The sequence below is a fragment of the Curvibacter sp. GW821-FHT01G03 genome (genome assembly GCF_059422285.1).
Map to the genome: position 1 here is coordinate 71,095 of NZ_JBWKWP010000008.1, position 21,229 is coordinate 92,323.

Sequence of the window (21,229 nt, forward strand, 5' to 3'; positions counted from 1 at the left end):
CCGATGACAAGCATCAATCCCTCCAACCCCTTCGCCGCAGGGGGCGCCTGGGTCAGCGGCGCAGCCGACCAGCTGCTCGCCATTCAGAACGCCGACGGCCAGCCCAAGGTGGTCGAGATGGTGCCCGAGGTCGTCAGCATGGCCTTGCAGGCCACCGGCGTACCCGCCTTGCCGCCACCCACGCTTGACTTGATGTCCCTGGGAGTGGAAGCCGCCCTGACCCTGTTGAGCAACAGCAGCCAGGAGGCCAAACTCGACGTCATCAAGAAGGCCTTGGACAAAGGCTTGCCTGCCCTGGCCGAGACCGTGGGGGCCACCATGCAGGCCAATGCGGCCGATGACGTGGTGATGCAACTGGGCGGAGCCATGATCGAATGGGCCGCCAAGAACCCAACGGCCGTGTTCGAACTGGGCGCCATGATCGTCAAGACGGTGGCCACGGGCATCGCCACATGCGGGACCTCCTTGCCGGCGGACCTGCTCAAGCTGGCCCCCAGCCTGGCGGCAGCCGGCGCCGGCGTTCTGCAGACGGCGGGCATCAGCCCGGGCGACATCGCAGCCCATGTCACCACCGGCTTCTTGCAATTTGTCGGGGTGCCCGAGGCCACCGCCGAGCAGGTGGCCAAGGTCACCCGCAGCCTGGTCGACGTCTCGCTGGAAGTGGCTCTCGCCTTGAACAGCAAAGGCGCCGATCCCATCGACCCCCAAGTGCTGACGCGCGCCATCCAGGACATTGCCGAGGTGGTGGGCGTGGAGCCCGATGCGGCGGCCGTGGTCGCCGCTGCGGCCGTGCATGGCACCCTCTTTGCGCAGAACATTGCGGGCTTTCTGCTCGGTGGCAACCCGCTGGCCAGCTACGGCGGCGTGGGCGATCTGGCCAAGCAGGTGGTTGACGTGGCCAACACAGCGGTCACGGCCTTCCTCGAAGGCGAGGGACTCAACAGCCTGCCTGACATCATGGCCAAACTCAAAGACCTTGAACCCATGGTCCAGGCCCTGGCACAACAGGTGGAGAAAGACCTCACCACCCAGGACACGGCCAACACCGAGCGGGCCTGGAAGGCCGCCGATGAGTTCATTGCGCAACTGATGAAGGACGCGCTCGACGCCCTGAGCGCCAACACCCCGCCCCTCATGGCTTGAAACGCGAGCACCAAAGGCCCTCATCATGAACCTCAAAGTCAGCTCAAGCCCTGCCCCGGCCCTGCCCGCGCTTGCAGGCAGCGAAGCCCCGCACCCAGCGGTGAATGTCGATGCCCCCGCGCCGCTCGATGCCAGCGGACTGGACACCCGCCATGTGCCGCAAGGCCAGGCAGCCACCGCCCCGGACCCCGCCGGGGACATGCCGCCTGCCCAGGCCGCCGCAGCCCAGGCCAAGACCCTGAGCCGCCTCAGCGATGAAATGGCCAGCGACAGCTTCAACCCCACCGCCGTGCTCAAGATCATGCTGCAGGCCAGCCAGGCCTTGAAGACCGCATTCAACGAAACCAAGTGGGCCGAGAAAGAGCTCGAATACCAGCACCAGCTGAACGAAGTCGAGAAGATGAAAACGGCCGCCACCAAAGAACTGGTGGCCGGCATCGTCACCAACGCGGTCTCGGCAGCCATGGGTGGCGTTCAACTGGGCATGGGCCTGAAACAGCTCAAGGGCATTGTGCAGACCGAGAGGACCCATCTGCGCGATGCCAACGACCTCGCCAAGTCCAACAAAATTGCCCAGCAGGCGGATCAGGACCTGCCCGCGCTGATGCAGAACGCCGAAGAAATGGCCAAGACCGCCCAGGACAAGGCGGCCAAGGCCGCCGACCTGGCAAAAAGGTACATGGCCAATGACAAAACGGTGAGCCTTGAGGAGGTGAAAGCCGCCAAATTGGAAGCCAAGAGTGCCCTGGACGTCGCGGACGTCGCCAAGGCCAAGGTCACGGCCACCGAGAACACCCTGCAAGAGGCCAGGGATGCCGCCACAAAAATCGGCCATGCGCCGTTTGATGCCTCGGAGGCCACCCAAGCCGCGGCGGACACCCGGCTCAACGCCAAGCGCAGCCATGAAGACATGTTGATCAACATGAAGAACACCCTGGTGCAGGCCAGCACCGGCGGCGTCAATGCGCTGGCAGGCCTGGCGGCGGCGGGCTTCAAGTACAGCGCCGACATGGACCAGGCCGAGGCCCGGGCCGAGGCCGCCGAGGCCAGCAGACACAGCGCCTTCCAACAACAGGCCGAGGCCACCGAACAAAACGCCCGCGATCTGGTCAAGGCCACGATCAGCGCCACCCAGGAGCTGGTTCAGACCCTCAACAGCACGGAGCAGCAAATTGCACGCAACTTCGCCTGACCTTTCTGCCTCGGGCACCAGCCCGTCCTGGCTGGACGAATGCTTCGACGAGATGCGTGGCCTGCAGCCTGTGCCCGCACCTGATCCAGCCGAGCTGGAGTCGGTCTATGCCTCGGCCTGCCAGGCCCTGCAGGCCGGCCAACTTCCGCAGGCGCAAGCCTTGTTCACGCTGCTGCTGACCCGGGCCCCCAGCGAGCTGCGTTTTTTGGCGGGGCTGGGGCGCGTGTCGGCCCTGCAGGGCAACTTCGAGCTGGCAGCGGGTCTTTACGCCCTGGCCTGGCACCGTGACCGCAGTGAGCTGCGCCTGCTGCTGCCGTGGGCCGAGGCCCTGATCGGGCTGGGCAGCAACGCCCCGGCCCGTTTCCTGCTGCGCGCACTGTGCCTGGGCGGGGCTGGCGACGCCGCTCTCGCACGCAGTGTTCAGCGCGCCCAGGCCTTGCTGGAGTTGCTGTCCCATGGCTGAAGCCTGGCTGTCTTCCGCCGACCTGAGCCACCTCGCCCAACTGGGCGTGATGGCCTCGGGCGCCGGCCTGGCGGCCGAGGCGCAGACCATTTTTGACAGCCTGGTGCATTTGCGGCCGCAGCGCGCCTACCCCTGGATCGGCCTGGCGGGCTGCCAGTTGGACCAGGCCCGGCCTGACGCCGCCGCAGCCCTGCTCGCGCAAGGCCGCCAGGTGCTGGCCCAGGTCACACCGAGCGGCCCCGAAGCCACGGCCGAACTGGCCGCCGAACAAGCCGAACTGGCCTGTTGGCACGGCCTGGCCCTGCACTGGGCAGGCCACAACGCCCAAAGCCAGCAGGCTCTGCACGACTCGCTGGCGGGCCCACCCGACACCCGCACCCACACGGTGGCCCGACGCATGCTGGGCCTGCTGCCGCTGGCTTCTGCCTCTGACCCCGGAGAACGCTCATGATCGATGTGCTTCAGACCGCCCTGCCCTTGAGCTCGCCGGCCACCGCGACCCCCGCGGGCGCTGCGGTGGTGCCCGTGGCGGGTGCCGACGTTGAACGCTTTCGCAACGCCCTCGCAGGTGGCGACACCTCCTTGCCTGCCGCGGCCAGCGCCAGCGCCCTGTCGGCGGCGGCCAGCGCCCCGGTGGCGCAACGCCCTGCAAGCACGGCTGGCGACGCGATTCTGGCGGGCTTGAAAGACAGCTCCCAGCAGATCAGCCAGGCCTGGGCCCAGGCCGCCGACCTGACGGCCCAGCCCGTGCTGAGCACGGCCCAGATGCTGGGTGTACAGGCCAAGCTGCTGCAGGCCAGCGTGCATTTTGAAATGCTCAGCAAGGGCATCTCCAAGACCTCGCAAAACCTGGACCAGATCCTGAAGACCCAATGAGCCGCCACCGCCTTTTCCGTGTTCTGAGCGCGCTGCTGCTGGCCTGGGGTCTGCTGGCCTGCTCGTCTCAGGTGGAGCTGCTGTCGACCATTCCAGAGGCCGATGCCAACGAGGTGATCGCCGCACTGGTGAACAACGGCATCGCGGCCAGCAAGGTGCCCGGCAAGGAGGGCATGGTGGGGGTGCGCGTGGACCAGGCCAAGGCGGCTCAGGCCGTGGACCTGCTGCGCGCCGCCGGCTTGCCGCGCGAGCATTTTGCGGGCATGGGCCAGGTGTTCCAGAAGGATGGGCTGATCTCCTCGCCGCTCGAAGAGCGGGCACGCTACCTCTATGCCCTGTCGCAAGACCTGTCGGGCACGCTGTCGCACATCGATGGTGTGCTGTTTGCGCGCGTGCACCTGGTGCTGCCCGAACGGGGGTCGGTCGATCGGGCCGAGCTGCCGGCGAGCGCAGCCGTGTTCATCAAATACCAACAGAACGCGCCGGTCGAACAATTGCAGCCCCAGGTGCGGCGCATGGTGGTCAACAGCATCCCCGGCCTGAGCAGCGAGCGCGTGTCGGTGGTGCTGGTGCCCGGCAAGGCGGGCACCGCCAGCGCTGCGCGCGCCTGGGAGACGGTTTGGGGCTTGCAGGTTCAGGCCGACGACGCCATGGGCCTGCGCCTGATCCTGTCGGTGCTGAGCCTGTTGCTGTTGGCGGCCCTGGGCGCCTGCGGCTGGCTGGGCTGGACCTTCTGGTGGCGCCCGCGCCAGCAGGCCCGTGAAACCGGTACCCCGGGGCGCAGCGCGGCGGCCTCGGCGAGCTCGGCAGAGGGCCCCGGATGACCCCGATCCAGCTGTTCCAACTGCCACCCGCGCTGGCGAGCACGGTGCTGAATTTCTTGCAGCACCCCAGCCGTGAGGCCGACCCTGATCGACTCACTGCCAGCCTGCCGGCCGCTTGGGCGCCGCCCCTGTCGCCGGCTGCCGAGCAGGCCCTGAGCCAAGAATGGCAGTTGGACGCGGAACGCGACCTGCCCCTGCTCGACCTGCGCCAGCCCTTGCATCGGCTGGCGTTGCTGCCGCGCGCGCTGCTGGGCCAGTTGGCACGCCAACTCGGCCTGCTTGATCAAGGCCGGCGATTGCGCCGGGTGATCCTGCGCAGCGAGCGCGAGGCCTTGGCCGGCCAAGTGAGCCGTGGCGAATGGGCCTGGTTGCTGGAGCCGCAACGGCCGGTCGCCGCCCAAGCCCTGGCCGAGCCGGCCTGGCCCGAACTGGCGGCCTGGCTGGACACACTGGGCTGGGCCTTGCTGACCCAGGCCGCAGCCAGCCTGCCCGGCGGACTGGCGCAACGCCTGACCCTGAAACTGCGCCCCGTGACGCTGAACCCCGCCCCACTGGACACCGAACATGCGCTGCATCGGGTGCTGGACCACTACCCACGCTGCGTGGCTGAACTGGCCCCCGATTGGGAAGCCGGCTGGAACGCCTGCCTGCTTGACCACGACACCACCCGGAGCGTGCTGCCATGAGCTATGTGCAATTTGCCCGCATCAGCGCCGGCCCGGTGCCCGACGCGGCCGATCCGGTGCTGCCGGCGGCCGATGCCAGGGTCTGGCAACAGGCGCAAGAACTGATGGACCATGCGCGGCGTGAAGCCGCAGCCATCGTCGAGCAGGCCCAGCATGAGCGCGAGGCCGAACGCCAGCGCGGCCATGCCGAGGGCCTGGAACAGGCCCAACTGGCACAGGCCGAAACCCTGATCGAGAACGCCGGCCGCATGGTGGAGTATTTCGCCAGCGTCGAACAACGCATGGTGGGCCTGGTGATGGGCTCGATGCGACGCATTCTGGCCGACTACGACGACACGGAGCGCGTGCTGATGGTGGTGCGCAGCGGGCTGGCGGTGATGCGCAACCAAAAGCAGCTGACCCTGCGCGTGGCGCCCGAGCACGTGGCCGCCGTGCGCCAGCGCGCCGCCGAACTGCTGGAGCGCTTTCCGGGCATCGGCATTCTGGACATCGTGGGTGACGCCCGCCTCAAGGGCGATGCCACCCTCATGGAAAGCGAGATCGGCACCGTCGAGGCCAGCATCGAGCTGCAACTGCAGGCGCTTGAAAAAGGCTTCACACGCCTGCTGGGACAACATGGCTGAACAACGCACGCACTCACCCCACCCCGCCTGGATGAGCCGGCTGCAGGCCGTGGCTGATTGCCTGGCTGGAACCGTGCAACGCCCGGCGCAGCCCAGCGCCGCCGAGCTCGATGCCGTCAGCGAGCAGGCTTGCACCGACCTGTTGGAGGGCCGGATCGAAGACGCCCTGCCTGCCTATGGCCTGTTGGTGAGCCGCGAACCCGGCCGACCCGAGCACCACTTCGGTCTGGGCCTGTGCCTGCAGCAGATCGGCGAGGTCCACGACGCGGGCGTGCATTTCACGTTGGCGCTGTCGCTGAACCCAGCCGATGCCGCCTGCGCCTATCGGCTCGGTGAATGCATGGCCGCCCTGGGCTACCCCGAGGAGGCGCGCGACGCTTTCAACATGGCCTTGGCCCTGTGCCAGTCAGCCTGCCAGACCGCGGGCCCGGGGCCGCTGACCGATCTCATCCACCGGGCCCTGACGGACCTGCATTGAAAAGCGCCTCGCCATGCCGCCCCTTTCCCCATTGAACCCACGCCGCCAGAGCACGGCCCTGAGCGGCACGACGGCCTTGATGCCAGGCCTGGGCGTGGGTGGGCCGAAGGCTCGCCCATCCGTCAGTGCGCGCTTTGCACCGCCCATGGCGACGCCACCGAGCGCCCGGTCCAGCACGCAAGGGACGACGGCCGACCCCGGTCTTTGGGACGCCATGATGCGGCTGGAAGCCGACGAACCCGAATCCGAGCACGCCACCCAGCGTGCCACCCTGCCCGCCGAAGTGCCGCATGCGCTGGACCAGGAAGCCCCCATCCAGGCGCACCCGGCGTCCGCGTCAGGTGCCGAGGCCTCGGGCCCGGTACAGACGGCCGCGGCCGGCCTGTCCGAGGGCCCCGCCCGGGCCCGCTCCGCGACCGAGCAATTGCGGGCTCAGGCCAACCGGATGGGAATGAACCTGGATGACGTGGCCGCCAACGTACAGCGCGCCCGCGATGCCGGGGTGGACCGCACGGGCCAGAGCCTGCTCAAACGCTGCGCAGGCCTGCTGGGGCAGGCCGTGGGCGTGGCCTTGTTTGTCGGCATCACCGTGGCCACCGGCGGAACTTTGACCTCCTTTGTCGTGGGGGCCGTGCTGCTCACCAAGCTGGCCGCCGATGCAGCCTGCACGGCCATGGTCCACGCCGATGAAAAGCGGGCCGAACGCGGCTTGCCACCGCGCTTCAACCTGCCGATGGGCAAGAACGCCCTGGCCAACCTGTGCCACGCCGGCCTGTTCTTTGTGAAAGACCCGCAGACCCGCCAGACCCTGGCCCGCGGCCTAGGCTTGACCTGCGAATTGGGTCTGTGGGCTGCCGGTGCCTGGGCGACCCAGGCCAGCCCGCTGCTGACCTACATCGCGATCGGATCCAACGTGCTGTTGACCGCTTATCTGCAATTTGCCGGCGGCGCCGAGAACTTGAACCGCAAAGGGGTGCAAAACGCCGACGGCGCCCAACTGCAGCGGTTCTGTGATCTGGGCACACGGCTGAACACCCTGCGGGATCAAACCCAGGGGCAACCGCCCACCTCGGCCCAGCAAGCGCTGCTGGAGCAGATCGAGGCCGAATCGCAACAACTGCTGGCCGATGTCGAGCACCTGGCCCAGGGGGTGGAACGCACCACCGTCATGCACCGCCAGAACGGTGTGGCACGAGAGGGCGCCGCCGAAGGCCTGGAACGCTTTGCCGAAAACATCACCGACTACCTGGACATCGATCTGTTCGAGGCTGGCATGACGCTGCTGCGGGTCGTGGGTTCGCTCCAGGCCCGCATCGAAGCCAGCGACGAACGACAGGCCTGGCAGCTCCGGACCGACGCCCATGAGGCCCGGATGGCCACACTCGGCGCACACCTGCAAGATCTGTCACCTGCCGAGCTGCTGCAACACCACCTGAGCAGCCGCCCGATCTGACGCCGCCATGAAAAGCCTGGACTACCTCGTCGACATGATGCAGCTGGCGCTGGACGACACGCCGACCCTGGCCGTCAAGGGCCGGGTGGTGCAGGTGATCGGCACCATCATCAAGGCCGTGGTGCCGTCGGTGAAGGTGGGCGAGGTGTGCACCTTGCGCCAACCCGGTGAAGACTTTGAGATGAAGGCCGAGGTGGTGGGCTTTGCCCGTGACGCGGCGCTGCTGACGCCGATCGGTGACATGTACGGGATTTCGGCCGCCACCGAGGTGACCCCCACGGGGCGCGCCCACATGGTGCCCGTGGGCGATGCCCTTCTGGGTCGGGTGCTGGACGGCCTGGGACGCCCCATGGACGTGGCGGAGCGGGGTCCGCTGGTGGTCGAGCGCTACTACCCTGTGTATGCTGAGGCCCCCGACCCCATGACCCGGCGCCTGATCGACCAGCCCATGCCGCTGGGCGTGCGGGCCATCGATTCGCTGCTGACCTGTGGCGAAGGCCAGCGCATGGGCATTTTCGCGGCCGCCGGGGGGGGCAAATCGACCCTGCTGGGCATGTTGGTCAAAGGTGCCGCGGCCGATGTCACGGTGGTGGCGCTGATCGGCGAGCGCGGCCGCGAAGTGCGCGAGTTTCTGGAGCATGAACTGGGCCCCGAGGGGCGGCAACGCAGCGTGATCGTGTGCGCCACCTCCGACAAGTCGTCGATGGAACGGGCCAAGGCCGCCTATGTGGCCACCGCCATCGCCGAATACTTTCGCGACCAGGGCAAGAAGGTGCTGTTTTTGATGGACTCGGTGACCCGTTTTGCCCGTGCTCAGCGCGAAATCGGGCTGGCCGCAGGTGAACCACCGACCCGGCGCGGTTACCCGCCCTCGGTGTTCGCGACCCTGCCCAAGCTGATGGAGCGCACCGGCATGAACGACAAGGGCTCGATCACCGCGCTTTACACGGTGCTGGTGGAGGGCGATGACATGACCGAGCCGATCGCGGACGAAACCCGCTCGATCCTCGATGGCCACATCATCCTGTCGCGCGCGCTGGCAGCCCAGGCCCATTACCCCGCCATCGACGTGCTGGCCTCGGCCAGCCGCGTGCAAGGCCATGTGGTGTCGCGCGAACACCGGGCCGCTGCGGGCCGGCTGCGCCAGTTGCTGGCCAAGTACGCCGAGGTCGAACTGCTGGTGAAGATCGGCGAGTACAAACGCGGCGGCGACCCGGTAACCGACGAGGCCATCGACAAGATCGAGCGCCTGCGCACCTTCCTGAAGCAACCCACCACCGAGCGCGCCGCCTACGAGGCCACGCTGGCGGACCTGTTCAAGGTGACCGACATGCCCGCGCCCACCGCACCCAAGCCCTGAAAGACTGCAACATGGGCATGCTCGACGAACTGCTGTACATCAAGACCTTCCGCAAGGACCAGGCCGAGACCGCGCTGTTGGTGGCGCGCGCCCAACTGGCCCATGCCCACCGCGTAGAGGACGAAGCCCGGCAACGCCTGAGCCGCTTCCAGACCCAGGCCGAACAGGACGAGCGCGCCTGGTACCAGGACTTGTGCAGCCGGCTGGTGCGCCCACGCGAGATTGCCGAGGTGCAACTGGAGGTGGCCATCCTGCGGGCCGAAGAGCAGGCGCGCATCGAGGCACTGGCGCAGGCAGGCCGGGAGCGGACCCAGGCCCAGAGCCACTACACGGGCGCGGCTGACACCTTGCAGGTGGCCAGTGCCACGCGCAGCAAGTTCGAGGAACTGGCCGCACAGCACCATGCCACCGAGCGCCGCGAGCTAGAGCGGCGTGAAGAACAGGAACTGGAAGAAGTGGCCGGCCACCCGCGCCGCCGCGATGACGAGGAAACCCAGCCACCATGAGCGACCACAGCAACGCGTTCCAGCGGGGCGACCTGATGCGCCAGAGCCCCAGCCGCTACGACGGCGGCGCCCTGGCACAGCACTCCACGCCCCAGCACCCGTCGCCAGACGCCGAAAGCGCGTTTCGCGAGGCGCTGACGCGCGACGACGAGCCAGCCACCGAGCCCAGCCCCGGCTCGGCATCGGCATCGGCATCGGCATCAGGCATCTTCGGTCTGCTGGGGCAGCACGCCGCACCCATGGCCACACCCGCGCCGCCGGCCAGCCTGCTGGAAAGCCTGCGTGAGCTGGCCAGCGGCCTGATGGTGAGCGATGACCCCGCCGGCCGGCAAAGCCTGCGCCTGACACTGGACGAGGGCTGCCTGCCCGGCGTCAGTGTGAACGTGAGCGACGAGGCCGGTGCCTGCCTGGCCGACTTTGAATGCAGCGTGGAGACCAGCTTCCTGTGCCTGGCCGAGCCGGCACGCGACATGGCCCGTGAGCTGGCGGCCACCCTGGGGCGCTGCGCGGTGTGGCGGGTGCGCGCCTGTGGGCCGTTGGCGCGTCAGCCGGGCCGCTGGCAAGCCCTGAGCACGCCGCTGGAGCAGGGCGTCGGCGTCGAGGCCTATGCCAGTGCCCCGCAGGGGGCCCAAACATGAGCACACGGCACCCTGCCCTGCCCCTGCCGCGCCTGTCCGCCGGCGAGACCCGAGCCCTCAACACCCTGGCCCACGCCGGCCAGCGCCTGGCCCTGCCGGGCTGGCCGGGGGCCACCCCAGGCACGGCGCCGCTGCTGAGCCTGCAGCTGGGCCCGGCGCCAGCGGCGCTGGGCACCGCGCAAGACTGGCGACGCCTGAGCCTGCACTGGTCGGGCGGGCGCTTGCTGGTCGATCTGCCTGCCGCCCTGCTGCAGGTCTGGGCCGGGTTGCGCCTGGGCGGGTCCGACGCAGTCGCCTTGCCCGCAGCTTGGCAGGACGTGGCCTGGCAAGAGGCGGCCCAATCACTGTGCGACACCTTGTCCGCCGCGGGCCGCGGGCCAGCCATGGTGGCCGGGCTGGGCCCTTGCGACGGACAAGCGCCCGCCGGCAGCTGGCACAGCCTGGGCTGGCAACTGGCGGGCGCCACCCCTCAGCGGCTGGACGCCGGCATGCTGTATGCGGACGCCATGGGCCTGCTGCTGCTGGCCGGCCTGCTGCCCCCGGCCAGCGCTGACAGCGCCAACACCGAATGGGGCGGCCTGCCGATGCCCATGCGCCTGACGCTGGGCGAGACCGACCTGCCCTGGCAGCGGCTGCGCACCCTGCAGCCCGGCGACGTGGTGTTTCTGAGCCGCAGCTTTCTCGCCGGACAGGGCCGCGTGCAACTGCGCTGCGGTGCCCCAGGCCACCCAGGCTGGCGCTTTGATGCCCAGCTCGACCCCCACGGACTCACTGTACTGGACACCCCCATGCCCCACCAAGACCTGCCCGCTGCCGACGCGGGCGAAGCGCTGGACGCGCCCGGCGCGTCGGACCTGGCGCTGCCCGACCTGGGGCAGCTGCGCATTCGCCTCAGCTTTGACGTGGGCGACAAGACGCTGACGCTGGCCGAGTTGCAGGCCCTGCGCCCTGGCCAGGTCCTGCCCCTGGACCAGGCCACCACCGATTACGTGAAGGTGCGTGCCAACGGGGCCCTGGTGGGCCACGGCCACCTGGTGGAGATCGACGGACGCCTGGGCGTGAGCCTGGCCAGCCTGGTGCCGCCCGCGGCCCCCGCAGCATGAACAACTTCGATCCGATCTCACTCACGCTGGCGCTGGCGCTGCTTGCCCTGGTGCCCACGCTGGCGGTGGTGTGCACCTCGTTTCTGAAAATCTCAGTGGTGCTGTCGCTGGTGCGTAACGCCCTGGGGGTGCAGCAGATACCGCCCAACCTGGCGATCTACGGGTTGGCGCTGATCGTCTCGGCCTATGTGATGGCGCCCATCGGGCAGGACATCTACCGCCAGGTGAGCTCGGTGCCACGCGCCACCCAGTCGCCCGAGCAGCTGTTCCACGCCGTGCAGTCGGGCGCCGAGCCCTTGCGCCGCTTCATGGTCAAGCACAGCGAACCTAGGCAGCGGGAGTTTTTCGTCAAGACCGCCGAAGACCTGTGGGGCCCGGAGATGGCCCGCGGCCTGCATGAGACCGATTTCCTGGTGCTGGTGCCGGCCTTCATGGTGACCGAACTGACCGACGCCTTTCAGATCGGGTTTCTGATTTTTCTGCCCTTCGTGGTGATCGATCTGGTCGTGTCCAACGTGCTGCTGGCCATGGGAATGATGATGGTGTCACCCGTGATGATCTCGATGCCCCTGAAGCTGCTGCTGTTTGTGATGGCCGATGGCTGGACCCGGCTGATCCAGGGCCTGGTGCTGACCTACCGTTGAGGAGTCCCCCATGCAAGCCCCCGACCTGACGAGTTACCTGGTGCACGCGCTGTACCTGACCCTGGTGCTGTCCATGCCCGCCATCCTGGTGGCGGCCGTGGTGGGCACCTTGTTTTCGCTGCTGCAGGCGCTGACCCAGATCCAGGAACAAACCTTGTCGTTCGCCGTCAAGCTGATCGCGGTCGGCCTGACGCTGTTCCTGACCGCGGGCTGGAGCGGCGGCGAACTGATGAAGTACACGCTGACCGTGTTCAGCAACTTCCACCACATCACCCGCTGAGCCCATGCTGCTGCCGCTGATCAACAACATTGACGATGGCCTGCGCTTTCTCAAGGCGATCAGCCTGAGCCAGGCGCGCCTGTTGCCCTTGTTGGCGATGCTGCCCTTCATGAACCGCACCATGGTGCCGCGGGTGATCGCCTTCGGCATGGCCGCCGGCCTGAGCCTGCTGGTGGCGCCCGTGCTGGCCCGCAGCCCGGTGCCGGACGGCCTGATGCTGGTGCTGGTGCTGCTCAAGGAGGGGCTTCTGGGGCTGACCCTGGGCTGGCTGGTGGCGCTGCCGTTCTGGATGTTCGAAGCGGTGGGCTTCATCATCGACAACCAGCGCGGCGCCAGCATGGCCGCCACCCTGAACCCGCTGACCGGCAACGACAGTTCGCCGCTGGGCCTGCTGTTCAGCTTTGCCTTCATCGTGTACTTCCTGACCGCCGGGGGCATGCCGCTGTTGCTGGGCCTGGTGTATGACAGCTATCGCCTGTGGCCGCCACTGAGCTTCTGGCCGCACTGGGGTGAGGATGCGGCCACCTTGCTGATGAGCCAGCTCAACAGGCTGGTGACCAGTGGCCTCTTGATGGCGGCACCGGTGCTGCTGGTGATGTTTCTGGCCGAGCTGGGCCTGGCCCTGGTCAGCCGCTTTGCACCGCAGTTGCAGGTGTTCTTTCTGGCCATGCCGATCAAGAGCGCGCTGGCGTTGTTCGTGCTGATCCTGTATGCCCAGACCCTGTTCGAGGTGGGCGTGGAGCCGGTGCGCGAGCTGCGCGCCTGGCTGCCGCGCCTGAACGCCGTCTGGGGGGGCGCACCATGAGCGAAAAGACCGAACAACCCAGCGCCAAGAAACTGCGCGACGCGCGCGAAAAAGGCCAGGTGGCCAAGAGCAAGGACTTCACCCAGAACGCCCTACTGATCGCCCTGTTTGCCTACATCGTGGCCCAGGGGCGGCAACTGATGGAGGATTGCTCGCGCCTGATGATGCTGCCATTTGCTTTCATCGGCGGCGACTTTCATCAGGCCCTGTCCACCCTGCTGGAAGAAAGCATGATCGCCGGCGCCCGCCTGCTGCTGCCGTTTCTGGGCATCGTGATCGGCGTCGGCATTTTTGCCGAGGCCCTCCAGACCGGCGTTCTGTTCGCGTTCGAGGCCATCAAGCCTTCGGCCAAGAAGCTCAATGTGGTGGAGAACGCAGCCAATATGTTCTCCAAGAAGAACCTGATCGAATTCCTGAAATCGCTGCTCAAGATCGCGGTGCTCTCGTGGGTGATCGAGGCCCTGATCGTGGAGCTGATCCCCAAGGTCATGCTGGTGCCCCACCGCGGCATTGCCGAACTGGGCGAGCTGATCGGTGAACTGCTCAAGGCCATCATCATCCAGACCGGTGTGACCACCACGGTGATCGCACTGGCCGACCTGGCCTGGCAGCGCCATCAGCACACCAAAGGCCTGATGATGTCGAAGGACGAGGTCAAGCAGGAGTACAAGGGCTCGGAGGGTGACCCCCACATCAAGGGCAAGCGCAAGCAACTGCACCAGGAGCTGATGCAAGGTGGGGCCGTGGAGAGCGCCCGCAAGGCCAGCGTGGTGGTGACCAACCCCACCCACCTGGCGATCGCCATCCGCTATGACGACGAGGCCATGCCCTTGCCCATGGTCACCGGCAAGGGCGAAGGCGCCTTGGCCGAACGCATGATCGCCGCCGCCCGCGCCGCCGGCGTACCGGTGATGCAGAACATCCCGCTGGCCCACTCGCTGTTTCGCGAGGCCGAGGTGGACCAGTACATCCCCACCGACCTGATCGAACCCGTGGCCGCCGTGCTGCGCCTGGTGCGCCAGCTGGCGCCACCCTCGGCCCCATGAAGCGAGCCACCGGCCCCGAACCCGAACCCGAGCCCCCAGAGGAGTCCCCATGCCTTTATCGAACGATCTGATCACCCAATGGGCCTCGCAGCAAGGACTGAATCCCCATGAGGCAGGCGCCCCGGGGCGCCTGAGCATCAACCTGGACCGGGTTCGCCTGCACCTGGTGGCCCTGGACGCCGAGCGCGTGCTGCTGGAAACGCGGGTACTGGACCTGCCCCTGGCGGCGCACGAGCGCGAACGGGCGCTGGAGCAGGCGCTGCGCCTGGCCACGGCCCGGCTGCGTGACGGCGCGGCGGCCCTGGCCGCCCACGAAGATGGCCAGTCGCTGTGGCTTCAGGCCACCCTGCCCGCCGAGGCGGGCAGCGCCGCGCTGACCGAACTGGCCGAGCAGGTGTGCAATGAGGCCGATCTGTGGCGAGGTGCGCTATGAGCCTGACCCGAATCCCTTTGCCAGGCTGGCGCCGTGCCGCCCTGCTGGCCCTGTGCCTGAGCCTGGGTGCCCCGCCCGGCCTGCTGGCCAGCCCGCCGCCCTGGCCCGACACGGCCTTCAGCTACTACGCACAGGCCAAGCCCCTGCAAGCGGTGCTGGCCGAATTCGCGGCCGGATTCAGTCTGTCGCTGGACATGCCCGAGGCCTTGAATGCCCCGGTCAGCGGCCGCTTCAACGGGCTCACGCCGACCGAGTTCATCAACCGGCTGGGGGGCATCTATGGCTTCACCTGGTTCACGCATTCCGGCACCCTGTACGTGGCCGGCAACCGTGAATCGGTGGTGAAGGCCATTCCCGCGCCGGCCTCGGGCGAAGACCTGCGCAAGGTGCTGACCAGCCTGCATGTGCTGGACCCCCGCTTTGGCTGGGGCGAGCTGCCCGGCCAGTCGGCCGTGATGGTGTCGGGCCCGCCCGCCTACGTACAGCTGGTGGAGAACACCGTGGCGGCCCTGCCTCGGCAGGCCAACAACGGCATGCAGGTGGCGATCTTCAAGCTGCTGCACGCATCGGCCGAGGACCGCACCATCACCTACCGCAGCCGTGAGCTGACCACGCCCGGGGTGGCACGCATCCTGCGCAGCCTGGTCACCGGCACCACGGAATCGGCCACCAGCCACTGGACGCCCGTACCCGGGTCGGCCAACGCCATGAGCGCCGCCGTGAAGCTGTCCAACAGCGGCACCGGCCTGATGCTGGGGGCTGGCGCGGGCGCAGACAACGACACCACGGCCAGCGCCGGCAGCAACGGCCCCCAGGCCGAGGCCGCCCGCAGCAGCGCGGCCCCGGAAGGACGCAACACCGGCCTGCGGGCCCGCCCCTCGATCCAGTCGGACCCGCGCCTGAACGCGATCATCGTGCAGGACCTGCCCTCGCGCATCCCGATGTACCAGAAGATGATTGCCACCCTCGACGTGCCCTCGCCGCAAATCGAGATCGAGGCCATGATCGTCGACGTGAACACCAATCGCCTCAATGAGCTCGGCATTGCCTGGAATCTGACCAGCCGCAATGGCGGCACGGTGCTGGGTTACGGCAACGTGAATGCCACCACGGCCGACAGCAACACCCTGTCGGTGTTCGCCGGCCCCAATGGCGCGGGCGCCAATGCCACCACACTGGCCTCCACCGCGGCGCGCTACCTCGTCACGCGCATCCAGGCCCTGGAGGAGAAAGGCGACGCCAGTGTGCAGGCCCGGCCCTCGGTGCTGACCTCCGAAAACGTGGGGGCCGTGCTGGACCTGTCGCAGACCGTGTACATCCAGACCACCTCGGTGGGCACGGCCCTGGTCACCCCCGTCACGGCGGGTACCTCGCTGCGCGTCACGCCGCGCCTGGAGGGCGTGGGCGATGACGCCCGGGTACGCCTGTATGTGGACATCGAGGACGGACAGGTGCAGACCTCGACCGTGGCAGGCACCCTGCCCGTCATCCAGAGCGGCACGGTCAGTACCGAGGCCAGCGTGGGCCGGGACGAGAGCCTGCTGCTGGGCGGCTACAACTCGATCCATTCCACCCAGACGCAGGACAAAGTGCCCTTGCTGGGCGATGTGCCGGTGTTCGGGGCGCTGTTCTCGAACAGCTCCAGGCAGGTGCAACGACGCGAGCGCCTGTTCCTGATCCGGGCCCATGTGCTGAGCCCCAGGGCGGCCCCCCCGGTCGCGGCCACGCAGCCGGCAGCGCCCGATCTGGCGGTGGGCGAAGAGCCGCTGAAAGCCCAACCGACCACCGCCTCCGAGATGTCGAACAGCCCGCGCGCCCGGATCGTGCCGCCGTCGGACAAGCAGTTGTCGGTGCTGCGCGAGTCGCTGGCCTCGGCCCCTGCGGCCCCCAAGCCAAGCGCGGCGGCGGTCCCCGCAGCCGACGACTCGGCGCGCCGGGTGGGCACGGCGACGCAGACCACGCGCGACCAGGAGGCCAGGCAGGTGCTGCGTCAGGAACTGGACAAGGCGCAGGCCGAGATGAAGTTGCAGCGCCAACGGCTGAGCGAAGGCTTTGCCCGAGATGCGAAACCCGAAGAGCTGCAGGCGCGTGCCGCCATGGCGCGCACGCAGGCCGACATTGACGCCCTGAGCCGTGAGCTGGCGCGCATGCCGGCCACGGTGGGGGGCAAACCTCAGGCCGCGGGCGACGCCGCTGCCACCCGCTGATGTTCAGCGCCGACGGTCCTCAGCCGCGTGCGGCAGCCACACGTGCCAGGGCGGCGCTGCGGTCTGCCTCGATGGGCATGATCTTGTCGAAGCCACTCATCTTCAACACGCCCAACACCGCGGAGTTGGGCCCGGCCAACACCAGGCTGCCGCCCTGCGCCTTGCAGGTTTTGAGCCCGACCAGCAGCACGCGCAAGCCGGCACTGCTGACGAAGTTCACGCCCGACAGGTCAAAGGCACAGTGCGGGCCGGTTTTTTCGATCTGCAGCAACAGGTCTTTTTCAACCAAGGCGGCGTTGTGCCCATCAATGCGGCCAAGGGGGGCGAAAACAGGTTCGTCGTTCAACATGGGGGCTCACTGTGACGCGCCAGCGCGGCGCGGCGCCATTATTGAGCCTTTTGCAGGCCCCACCAAGCTCGCGGCGCCATGAATGCATCGACCCAGCCCCCCGTGATCGAAAGCGCCCCTTTGCTGGCGCTGACGGTGGCATGCCATGGCGACTGGATGGCCCAGGTGTCCGAGGCCTTGTCGGCCTTGGCCCATCCGCCGGCATGGGGAGCGCAGCAGCGCTACTTTGTCGAATTGGTGCTGGAAGAGTTGATCCTCAATGCCGGTACCCACGGCCGTCCCCTGGCCGCCAGTGCCTGCATCGAGGCCCGGTTGTGGCAGGCCGGCGAGCTGGCACTGATCGAAGTGGTGGACGACGGCGCCCCGTTTGACCCGGGTCAGGCCAGCGACCCTGATCTGGAGGCCCCGCTGGCGCAGCGCCAACTCGGCGGCCTGGGCCTGTACCTGGTACGCCAGCTGTGCGACGGGTTGCACCATGAAAGGCGAGACCGGCGCAACCACGTCTGGGTCTGGCGCCGCGATCGGCCCGAGGGCCCGGCATGAGGACAGCTGAGTCCCCGCCGCGCGGCCTGGCACCGGGCCTGGCCTGGCCCTGGCTGCTGATTTGCCTGCTCGCATGGGCCCTGTACCTGGGCTGGGAGGGCTGGCGTCAGCAACAGGCGGTGGAGGCGCTGGTACGCGAAGCCTTCGAGGCCGTGCTCGATGACCTGCAGGGTTCCTTGAACCAGCATCAGGTCTGGCGCCTCGACGCGGCGCGCCGTGACAGCACACGAGCCCTGCTGGAACGCCAACGCAGCGAAACACCGGCGATCCGGCGCATCAGCGTGTTGACGCCTCAGGGACTGATCACCGACGACACCGACCCGAGCCAGATCGGTGCCCAGGCCCCAGCGCACTGGCTGAACGAGACCTGGCGCTCGGGCAGCGAGGTGTGGTTGCCCGAGCCGGGCCTGCGCGGCCTGGAGCGCCAGTTGCAGGACGCCACGGGCCAGACCCGGGCCATTGTGGTGGTGCTGGCCCGCTTGCGGGCCGGAGCGGACCTGATCGAGCGCTCGCGCACCGCCATGACGCCACGCGCCCTGGGCGCTCTGGGCCTGGCCTTGCTCGCCAGCGCGTGGCTGGGCCGACGCCAGGCCCGACGCCTGGCGCAGGCCTGGCAACCCTGGCGGCATGAACTGGCACAGGCCCTGCATCAGGCGCTGGCCCGGCTGGACCAGGAAGAGGCGGCACTCGACCAGCGCGCCGGGCTGATGCCAGCGGTCAAGGCACCCAGCCCTGTCCCGCAAGCCGGCATGGCCCCCCCCCACGAGGCGCCCGGGCTCTGGGGCGCTCTGCGCGGTGCGTGGGTACTGGCTGCCCTGGTGACGCTGTGTGCAGCCTGGATGGGGCAGGTCTTGCAAGCAGAGTCGGCCCGCACCTTGGCCGGGCTGCAGCGCAGCCTGGGCCAGCAATTCGAAATCGACCTGCAGCACCGGCTGGAGGCCCTGCCCATGCAAGGCGGCGACCGCCAGCAGGACAAGCGGGCGCGCTTGATCGAAGGCTTTCAAAGCGCCCACCCGGAGATCATGGATCGAGCCTGGGTGCTGCGGGGTTCGGACTGGCGCCTCGAATTCCAGCTTCATCCCAAGGCCTTGCTGGTGTCGGGCCACACGCTGGCGCACGGGCTGGCCTTGCTGGCCGTGTTCGCCGTGACGCTGCTGGCCGCGGCGGGCACCGGTCACTGGCAATGGACGCAAGGCTTCAGCCGGCCACAAGGCCGGCTGCGATCCTGGCCAGAACCGCTGCGTGCAGCCGGTGGCGACCAGCCCGCGGCCCAGCCCGCCATGCCGCGCTGGGCGCACGCGGCCCAGGCGGCAGCGCAGGCTTGGGGGGCCGGGCACGACCGGGTGCGCCAGCGCCGTCAGATGCTCGACTGGAAGCGCGCCCGACTGGACGCGGCCCCAGACTGGGCCGAGGCCACGCAAGGCAGCACAGCGCCGCAGGCCGGAGGCCCGGCATGACGCCCCGGCCAGACCTGCTCGGCCGAGCCTGGTGGCCGCGGGCGCTGCGCCAGCAGGTGCTGGCGTTGAGCGCCCTGGCCGCGCTGCTGCTGGTGCTCACCCTGGCGATTCCATCGCGCTGGCTGCAGGAACAGCAAACCCGCTTTTGGAGCGACCGCTCGGTGGCCGACACGGCCCAGATCTGGCAGCGCGCGATGCAAGGCCTGAAGCCCCTGATGGTGCGCCAAGCCCAGGATGTGCAAGGCCTGCTCGATGCCCCGGCAGCGCTGACCACCGCGGCCCTGACGGCCCAACTCAAGGACCACGGCCCCGGGCGCTGGCCGCTGGCACGCATCGATTGGCTGAATGCCGAAGGCGGACTGCTGGCCTCCAGCGAGGCCGAGGCCCGCACGCCCTTGTTGAACCTGAGCATGCTCAAGGCCCTGCAGGCCCGCCAAGGGGGCGTCTTCGGTCTGATACGGGCCGCGGGGTCGGGACATGGCGCCGGGGAGGCCTCGCGTCTGCTGCTGGTGCTGGGGCAAGCAATGGCGCAACAGCGCTGGCTGCTGGTGGCCATCGATGCCCGCGAGCTGGCGCCCCTGTTCGAGGCAGCGCCAGACGCGACCCTGGCCTTCGGCCTGAGCACGCTGCCCCATGCGGGTCAGGCGGCGCAGGGGCTGCTGCGCAGCGGCGCGGCACCGCTGGGCGATGGCGCGCTCGACTGGCCGGACCGCGAGGGGCTGCAAACCCGCAGCCATGGCGCGGCGCTGTGGGAGATCAGCTCGGCCGACCTGCCCGACGTGGCCGGCTACCCGGTGGCACGATGGCATGTGTTGCGGCCCGTCGACGCCCAGACGACCCTGATCGCCCGGTTGTTTGCCCTGGGTGCGGCCGCCACCGTGCTGGTGCTGCTGGGCCTGGGGCTGGGGCTGGACGCCGTGCTGAAGGGCTTTTTGCGCCCCGTGGAGCAGGCCACGCACACCTTGCAGGCGCTGGCCCAGGGTGACCTGTACAGCACGGCGCTGGCCCCCGCGCGTGGGCTTGAAGGGGCCCAGTTGGCCCAGGCGGTGGAGGTGTTCCGGCACCAGGCCGTCACGCTGGCGCAGCGGGATTTCGAAGCCGCCCTGGCCCAGACCCGCCAACGTGGCTTGATCGAGCAGCAACTGCGCCGCCTGGATGCCAGTTTCGCACCCGGCGGCGCACCGCCGGCCGCCCCGCCCCCCGCCGACTCAGCGACGGTGGGCGCCGCCTCGCTGGCAAGCGAGTTTGAGCAGATGACCAGCCGCGTGATCGCCCGGCAGCTGGCGCTGCAGACGGTGCTGGAAGAACGCACCCGGGACCTGGCCCTGGTGCGCCAGGCCTTGGCCGAGCGCGAGCAACTGCAGCGCCTGCAACACGACATGGAGGTGGCACGAGAACTGCAGATGAGCCACCTGCCCCGCCCGCAGGCGCTGGCCTGTGTGAGCAGCCTGATCGACATCGACGCCTTGATGCAGCCAGCCAAGGAGGTGGGGGGCGATCTGTACGATTTCCATCTGCTGGACGCCGACCACCTGCTGCTGGTGGTGGGCGATGCCTCGGGCAAAGGGGTGCCGGCGGCCATGTTTGCCATGATGGCCCGCTCGCTGCTGCGCGCCACCGCATCCCAGGGCCTGAGCCCCGGCGCCTGCCTGGCGCTGGTCAACGACACACTGGCCCAGAACAACGATGCCCTGCTGTTCTGCACCCTGTTCATGGGGGTGTTGGCGCTGCGCAGCGGGCACCTGCGCTATGCCAGCGCAGGCCACAACCCGCCCTGGCGCTTGAGCCGAGACGGGCAGAGCGAGCGGCTCGATGCCGTGTGCGGCCTGGTGCTGGGCGCCCTGCCAGGGCAGGCCTATGAAGAAGCGGTGTGCCAGTTGCACCCGCAGGACGATCTGGTGCTTTACAGCGATGGCATCACCGAGGCCCACAGCCCGGATCAGGGTTTGTTTGAGGAGGGTCGGCTGCTGGCTGCCGCGCAACAGCGGACCGACAGCGCTCGGGCCCTGTCACAGCACATCCTGCAACAGGTGCAGGCCTTCATGGCCGGCACCGAGCCCTTTGACGACATCACGCTGCTGACGTTGCGCTACCACGGCCCGGGCTGAGCCCGGCGGCAG

24 protein-coding genes are annotated in these 21,229 nt (G+C 68.7%); 23 read left to right on the plus strand and 1 reads right to left on the minus strand.

Annotation, left to right across the window (positions count from 1 at the left end; all coding sequences use genetic code 11):
• Positions 1–3 precede the first annotated feature (3 nt).
• The 20 genes from AC07VS_RS13010 to sctC are packed head-to-tail and all read left to right on the plus strand — an operon-like array spanning position 4 to position 16,760.
• A complete protein-coding gene (locus AC07VS_RS13010; RefSeq protein WP_492347706.1) occupies positions 4–1,143 on the plus strand; it encodes a hypothetical protein in 1,140 nt (379 codons plus the stop codon).
• Positions 1,144–1,168: 25 nt separating this feature from the next.
• On the plus strand, positions 1,169–2,335 hold the full coding sequence (locus tag AC07VS_RS13015; RefSeq protein ID WP_494751137.1) for a hypothetical protein: 1,167 nt from the start codon (positions 1,169–1,171) through the stop codon (positions 2,333–2,335).
• Positions 2,316–2,798: a hypothetical protein gene (locus tag AC07VS_RS13020; protein WP_494751138.1), complete on the plus strand. Its 483-nt coding sequence runs from the start codon at positions 2,316–2,318 to the stop codon at positions 2,796–2,798. Before AC07VS_RS13015 ends, AC07VS_RS13020 begins: the two co-directional genes overlap by 20 nt.
• A complete protein-coding gene (locus tag AC07VS_RS13025; protein WP_494751139.1) occupies positions 2,791–3,249 on the plus strand; it encodes a tetratricopeptide repeat protein in 459 nt (152 codons plus the stop codon). The genes AC07VS_RS13020 and AC07VS_RS13025 overlap by 8 nt, the downstream gene beginning before the upstream one ends.
• Positions 3,246–3,674: an EscF/YscF/HrpA family type III secretion system needle major subunit gene (locus AC07VS_RS13030; protein WP_494751140.1), complete on the plus strand. Its 429-nt coding sequence runs from the start codon at positions 3,246–3,248 to the stop codon at positions 3,672–3,674. The genes AC07VS_RS13025 and AC07VS_RS13030 overlap by 4 nt, the downstream gene beginning before the upstream one ends.
• Positions 3,671–4,498, plus strand: a complete 828-nt coding sequence (gene sctJ / locus AC07VS_RS13035) for a type III secretion system inner membrane ring lipoprotein SctJ (RefSeq protein ID WP_492347701.1) — start codon at positions 3,671–3,673, stop codon at positions 4,496–4,498. Before AC07VS_RS13030 ends, sctJ begins: the two co-directional genes overlap by 4 nt.
• On the plus strand, positions 4,495–5,184 hold the full coding sequence (locus AC07VS_RS13040; RefSeq protein ID WP_494751141.1) for a SctK family type III secretion system sorting platform protein: 690 nt from the start codon (positions 4,495–4,497) through the stop codon (positions 5,182–5,184). The genes sctJ and AC07VS_RS13040 overlap by 4 nt, the downstream gene beginning before the upstream one ends.
• On the plus strand, positions 5,181–5,807 hold the full coding sequence (locus tag AC07VS_RS13045) for an HrpE/YscL family type III secretion apparatus protein (protein ID WP_494751142.1): 627 nt from the start codon (positions 5,181–5,183) through the stop codon (positions 5,805–5,807). Before AC07VS_RS13040 ends, AC07VS_RS13045 begins: the two co-directional genes overlap by 4 nt.
• Positions 5,800–6,285, plus strand: coding sequence for a tetratricopeptide repeat protein (locus tag AC07VS_RS13050; RefSeq protein ID WP_494751143.1), 486 nt, complete (start codon positions 5,800–5,802; stop codon positions 6,283–6,285). The genes AC07VS_RS13045 and AC07VS_RS13050 overlap by 8 nt, the downstream gene beginning before the upstream one ends.
• A 13-nt stretch (positions 6,286–6,298) precedes the next feature.
• Positions 6,299–7,738, plus strand: a complete 1,440-nt coding sequence (locus AC07VS_RS13055) for a hypothetical protein (protein ID WP_494751144.1) — start codon at positions 6,299–6,301, stop codon at positions 7,736–7,738.
• 7 nt (positions 7,739–7,745) lie between these two features.
• Complete coding sequence (gene sctN, locus AC07VS_RS13060) at positions 7,746–9,098, plus strand: type III secretion system ATPase SctN (RefSeq protein ID WP_492347696.1); 1,353 nt, start codon at positions 7,746–7,748, stop codon at positions 9,096–9,098.
• A 17-nt stretch (positions 9,099–9,115) separates the two neighbouring features.
• Entirely contained in the window at positions 9,116–9,604 is a 489-nt protein-coding gene (sctO, locus tag AC07VS_RS13065) for a type III secretion system stalk subunit SctO (RefSeq protein WP_494751145.1), read from the plus strand.
• Entirely contained in the window at positions 9,601–10,242 is a 642-nt protein-coding gene (locus AC07VS_RS13070) for a hypothetical protein (protein ID WP_494751146.1), read from the plus strand. The genes sctO and AC07VS_RS13070 overlap by 4 nt, the downstream gene beginning before the upstream one ends.
• Positions 10,239–11,345, plus strand: coding sequence for a type III secretion system cytoplasmic ring protein SctQ (gene sctQ / locus AC07VS_RS13075; protein ID WP_492347693.1), 1,107 nt, complete (start codon positions 10,239–10,241; stop codon positions 11,343–11,345). Before AC07VS_RS13070 ends, sctQ begins: the two co-directional genes overlap by 4 nt.
• On the plus strand, positions 11,342–11,989 hold the full coding sequence (gene sctR, locus AC07VS_RS13080; RefSeq protein ID WP_492347692.1) for a type III secretion system export apparatus subunit SctR: 648 nt from the start codon (positions 11,342–11,344) through the stop codon (positions 11,987–11,989). The genes sctQ and sctR overlap by 4 nt, the downstream gene beginning before the upstream one ends.
• A 10-nt stretch (positions 11,990–11,999) precedes the next feature.
• Complete coding sequence (gene sctS / locus AC07VS_RS13085) at positions 12,000–12,269, plus strand: type III secretion system export apparatus subunit SctS (protein ID WP_492347691.1); 270 nt, start codon at positions 12,000–12,002, stop codon at positions 12,267–12,269.
• A gap of 4 nt (positions 12,270–12,273) precedes the next feature.
• The gene (gene sctT, locus AC07VS_RS13090) at positions 12,274–13,074 is read left to right on the plus strand and encodes a type III secretion system export apparatus subunit SctT (RefSeq protein WP_492347690.1); all 801 of its coding nucleotides are present in this window, start codon (positions 12,274–12,276) and stop codon (positions 13,072–13,074) included.
• Positions 13,071–14,120, plus strand: coding sequence for a type III secretion system export apparatus subunit SctU (gene sctU, locus AC07VS_RS13095; protein ID WP_494751147.1), 1,050 nt, complete (start codon positions 13,071–13,073; stop codon positions 14,118–14,120). Before sctT ends, sctU begins: the two co-directional genes overlap by 4 nt.
• Before the next feature lie 49 nt (positions 14,121–14,169).
• Complete coding sequence (locus AC07VS_RS13100; protein ID WP_492347688.1) at positions 14,170–14,553, plus strand: CesT family type III secretion system chaperone; 384 nt, start codon at positions 14,170–14,172, stop codon at positions 14,551–14,553.
• Positions 14,550–16,760 carry a type III secretion system outer membrane ring subunit SctC gene (sctC, locus tag AC07VS_RS13105; protein ID WP_494751148.1) on the plus strand — a complete coding sequence of 737 codons (2,211 nt, stop codon included), beginning with the start codon at positions 14,550–14,552 and terminating at the stop codon, positions 16,758–16,760. Before AC07VS_RS13100 ends, sctC begins: the two co-directional genes overlap by 4 nt.
• A 19-nt stretch (positions 16,761–16,779) precedes the next feature.
• Here the strand turns inward: sctC and AC07VS_RS13110 are convergent, their stop codons facing one another.
• Positions 16,780–17,109, minus strand: coding sequence for an STAS domain-containing protein (locus AC07VS_RS13110; protein WP_492347686.1), 330 nt, complete (start codon positions 17,107–17,109; stop codon positions 16,780–16,782).
• 78 nt (positions 17,110–17,187) lie between these two features.
• On the opposite strand from AC07VS_RS13110, the gene AC07VS_RS13115 reads away from it, so the two are divergent.
• From AC07VS_RS13115 to AC07VS_RS13125, 3 genes are read left to right on the plus strand one after another with little or no spacing between them, the layout of a single operon-like run.
• Positions 17,188–17,652 (plus strand): ATP-binding protein, encoded by a 465-nt coding sequence (locus AC07VS_RS13115; RefSeq protein WP_492347685.1) that lies wholly within the window; start codon positions 17,188–17,190, stop codon positions 17,650–17,652.
• Complete coding sequence (locus AC07VS_RS13120; protein WP_494751149.1) at positions 17,649–19,109, plus strand: hypothetical protein; 1,461 nt, start codon at positions 17,649–17,651, stop codon at positions 19,107–19,109. The genes AC07VS_RS13115 and AC07VS_RS13120 overlap by 4 nt, the downstream gene beginning before the upstream one ends.
• Positions 19,106–21,217 carry a PP2C family protein-serine/threonine phosphatase gene (locus AC07VS_RS13125; RefSeq protein ID WP_494751150.1) on the plus strand — a complete coding sequence of 704 codons (2,112 nt, stop codon included), beginning with the start codon at positions 19,106–19,108 and terminating at the stop codon, positions 21,215–21,217. The genes AC07VS_RS13120 and AC07VS_RS13125 overlap by 4 nt, the downstream gene beginning before the upstream one ends.
• The last annotated feature ends 12 nt before the right edge of the window (positions 21,218–21,229 follow it).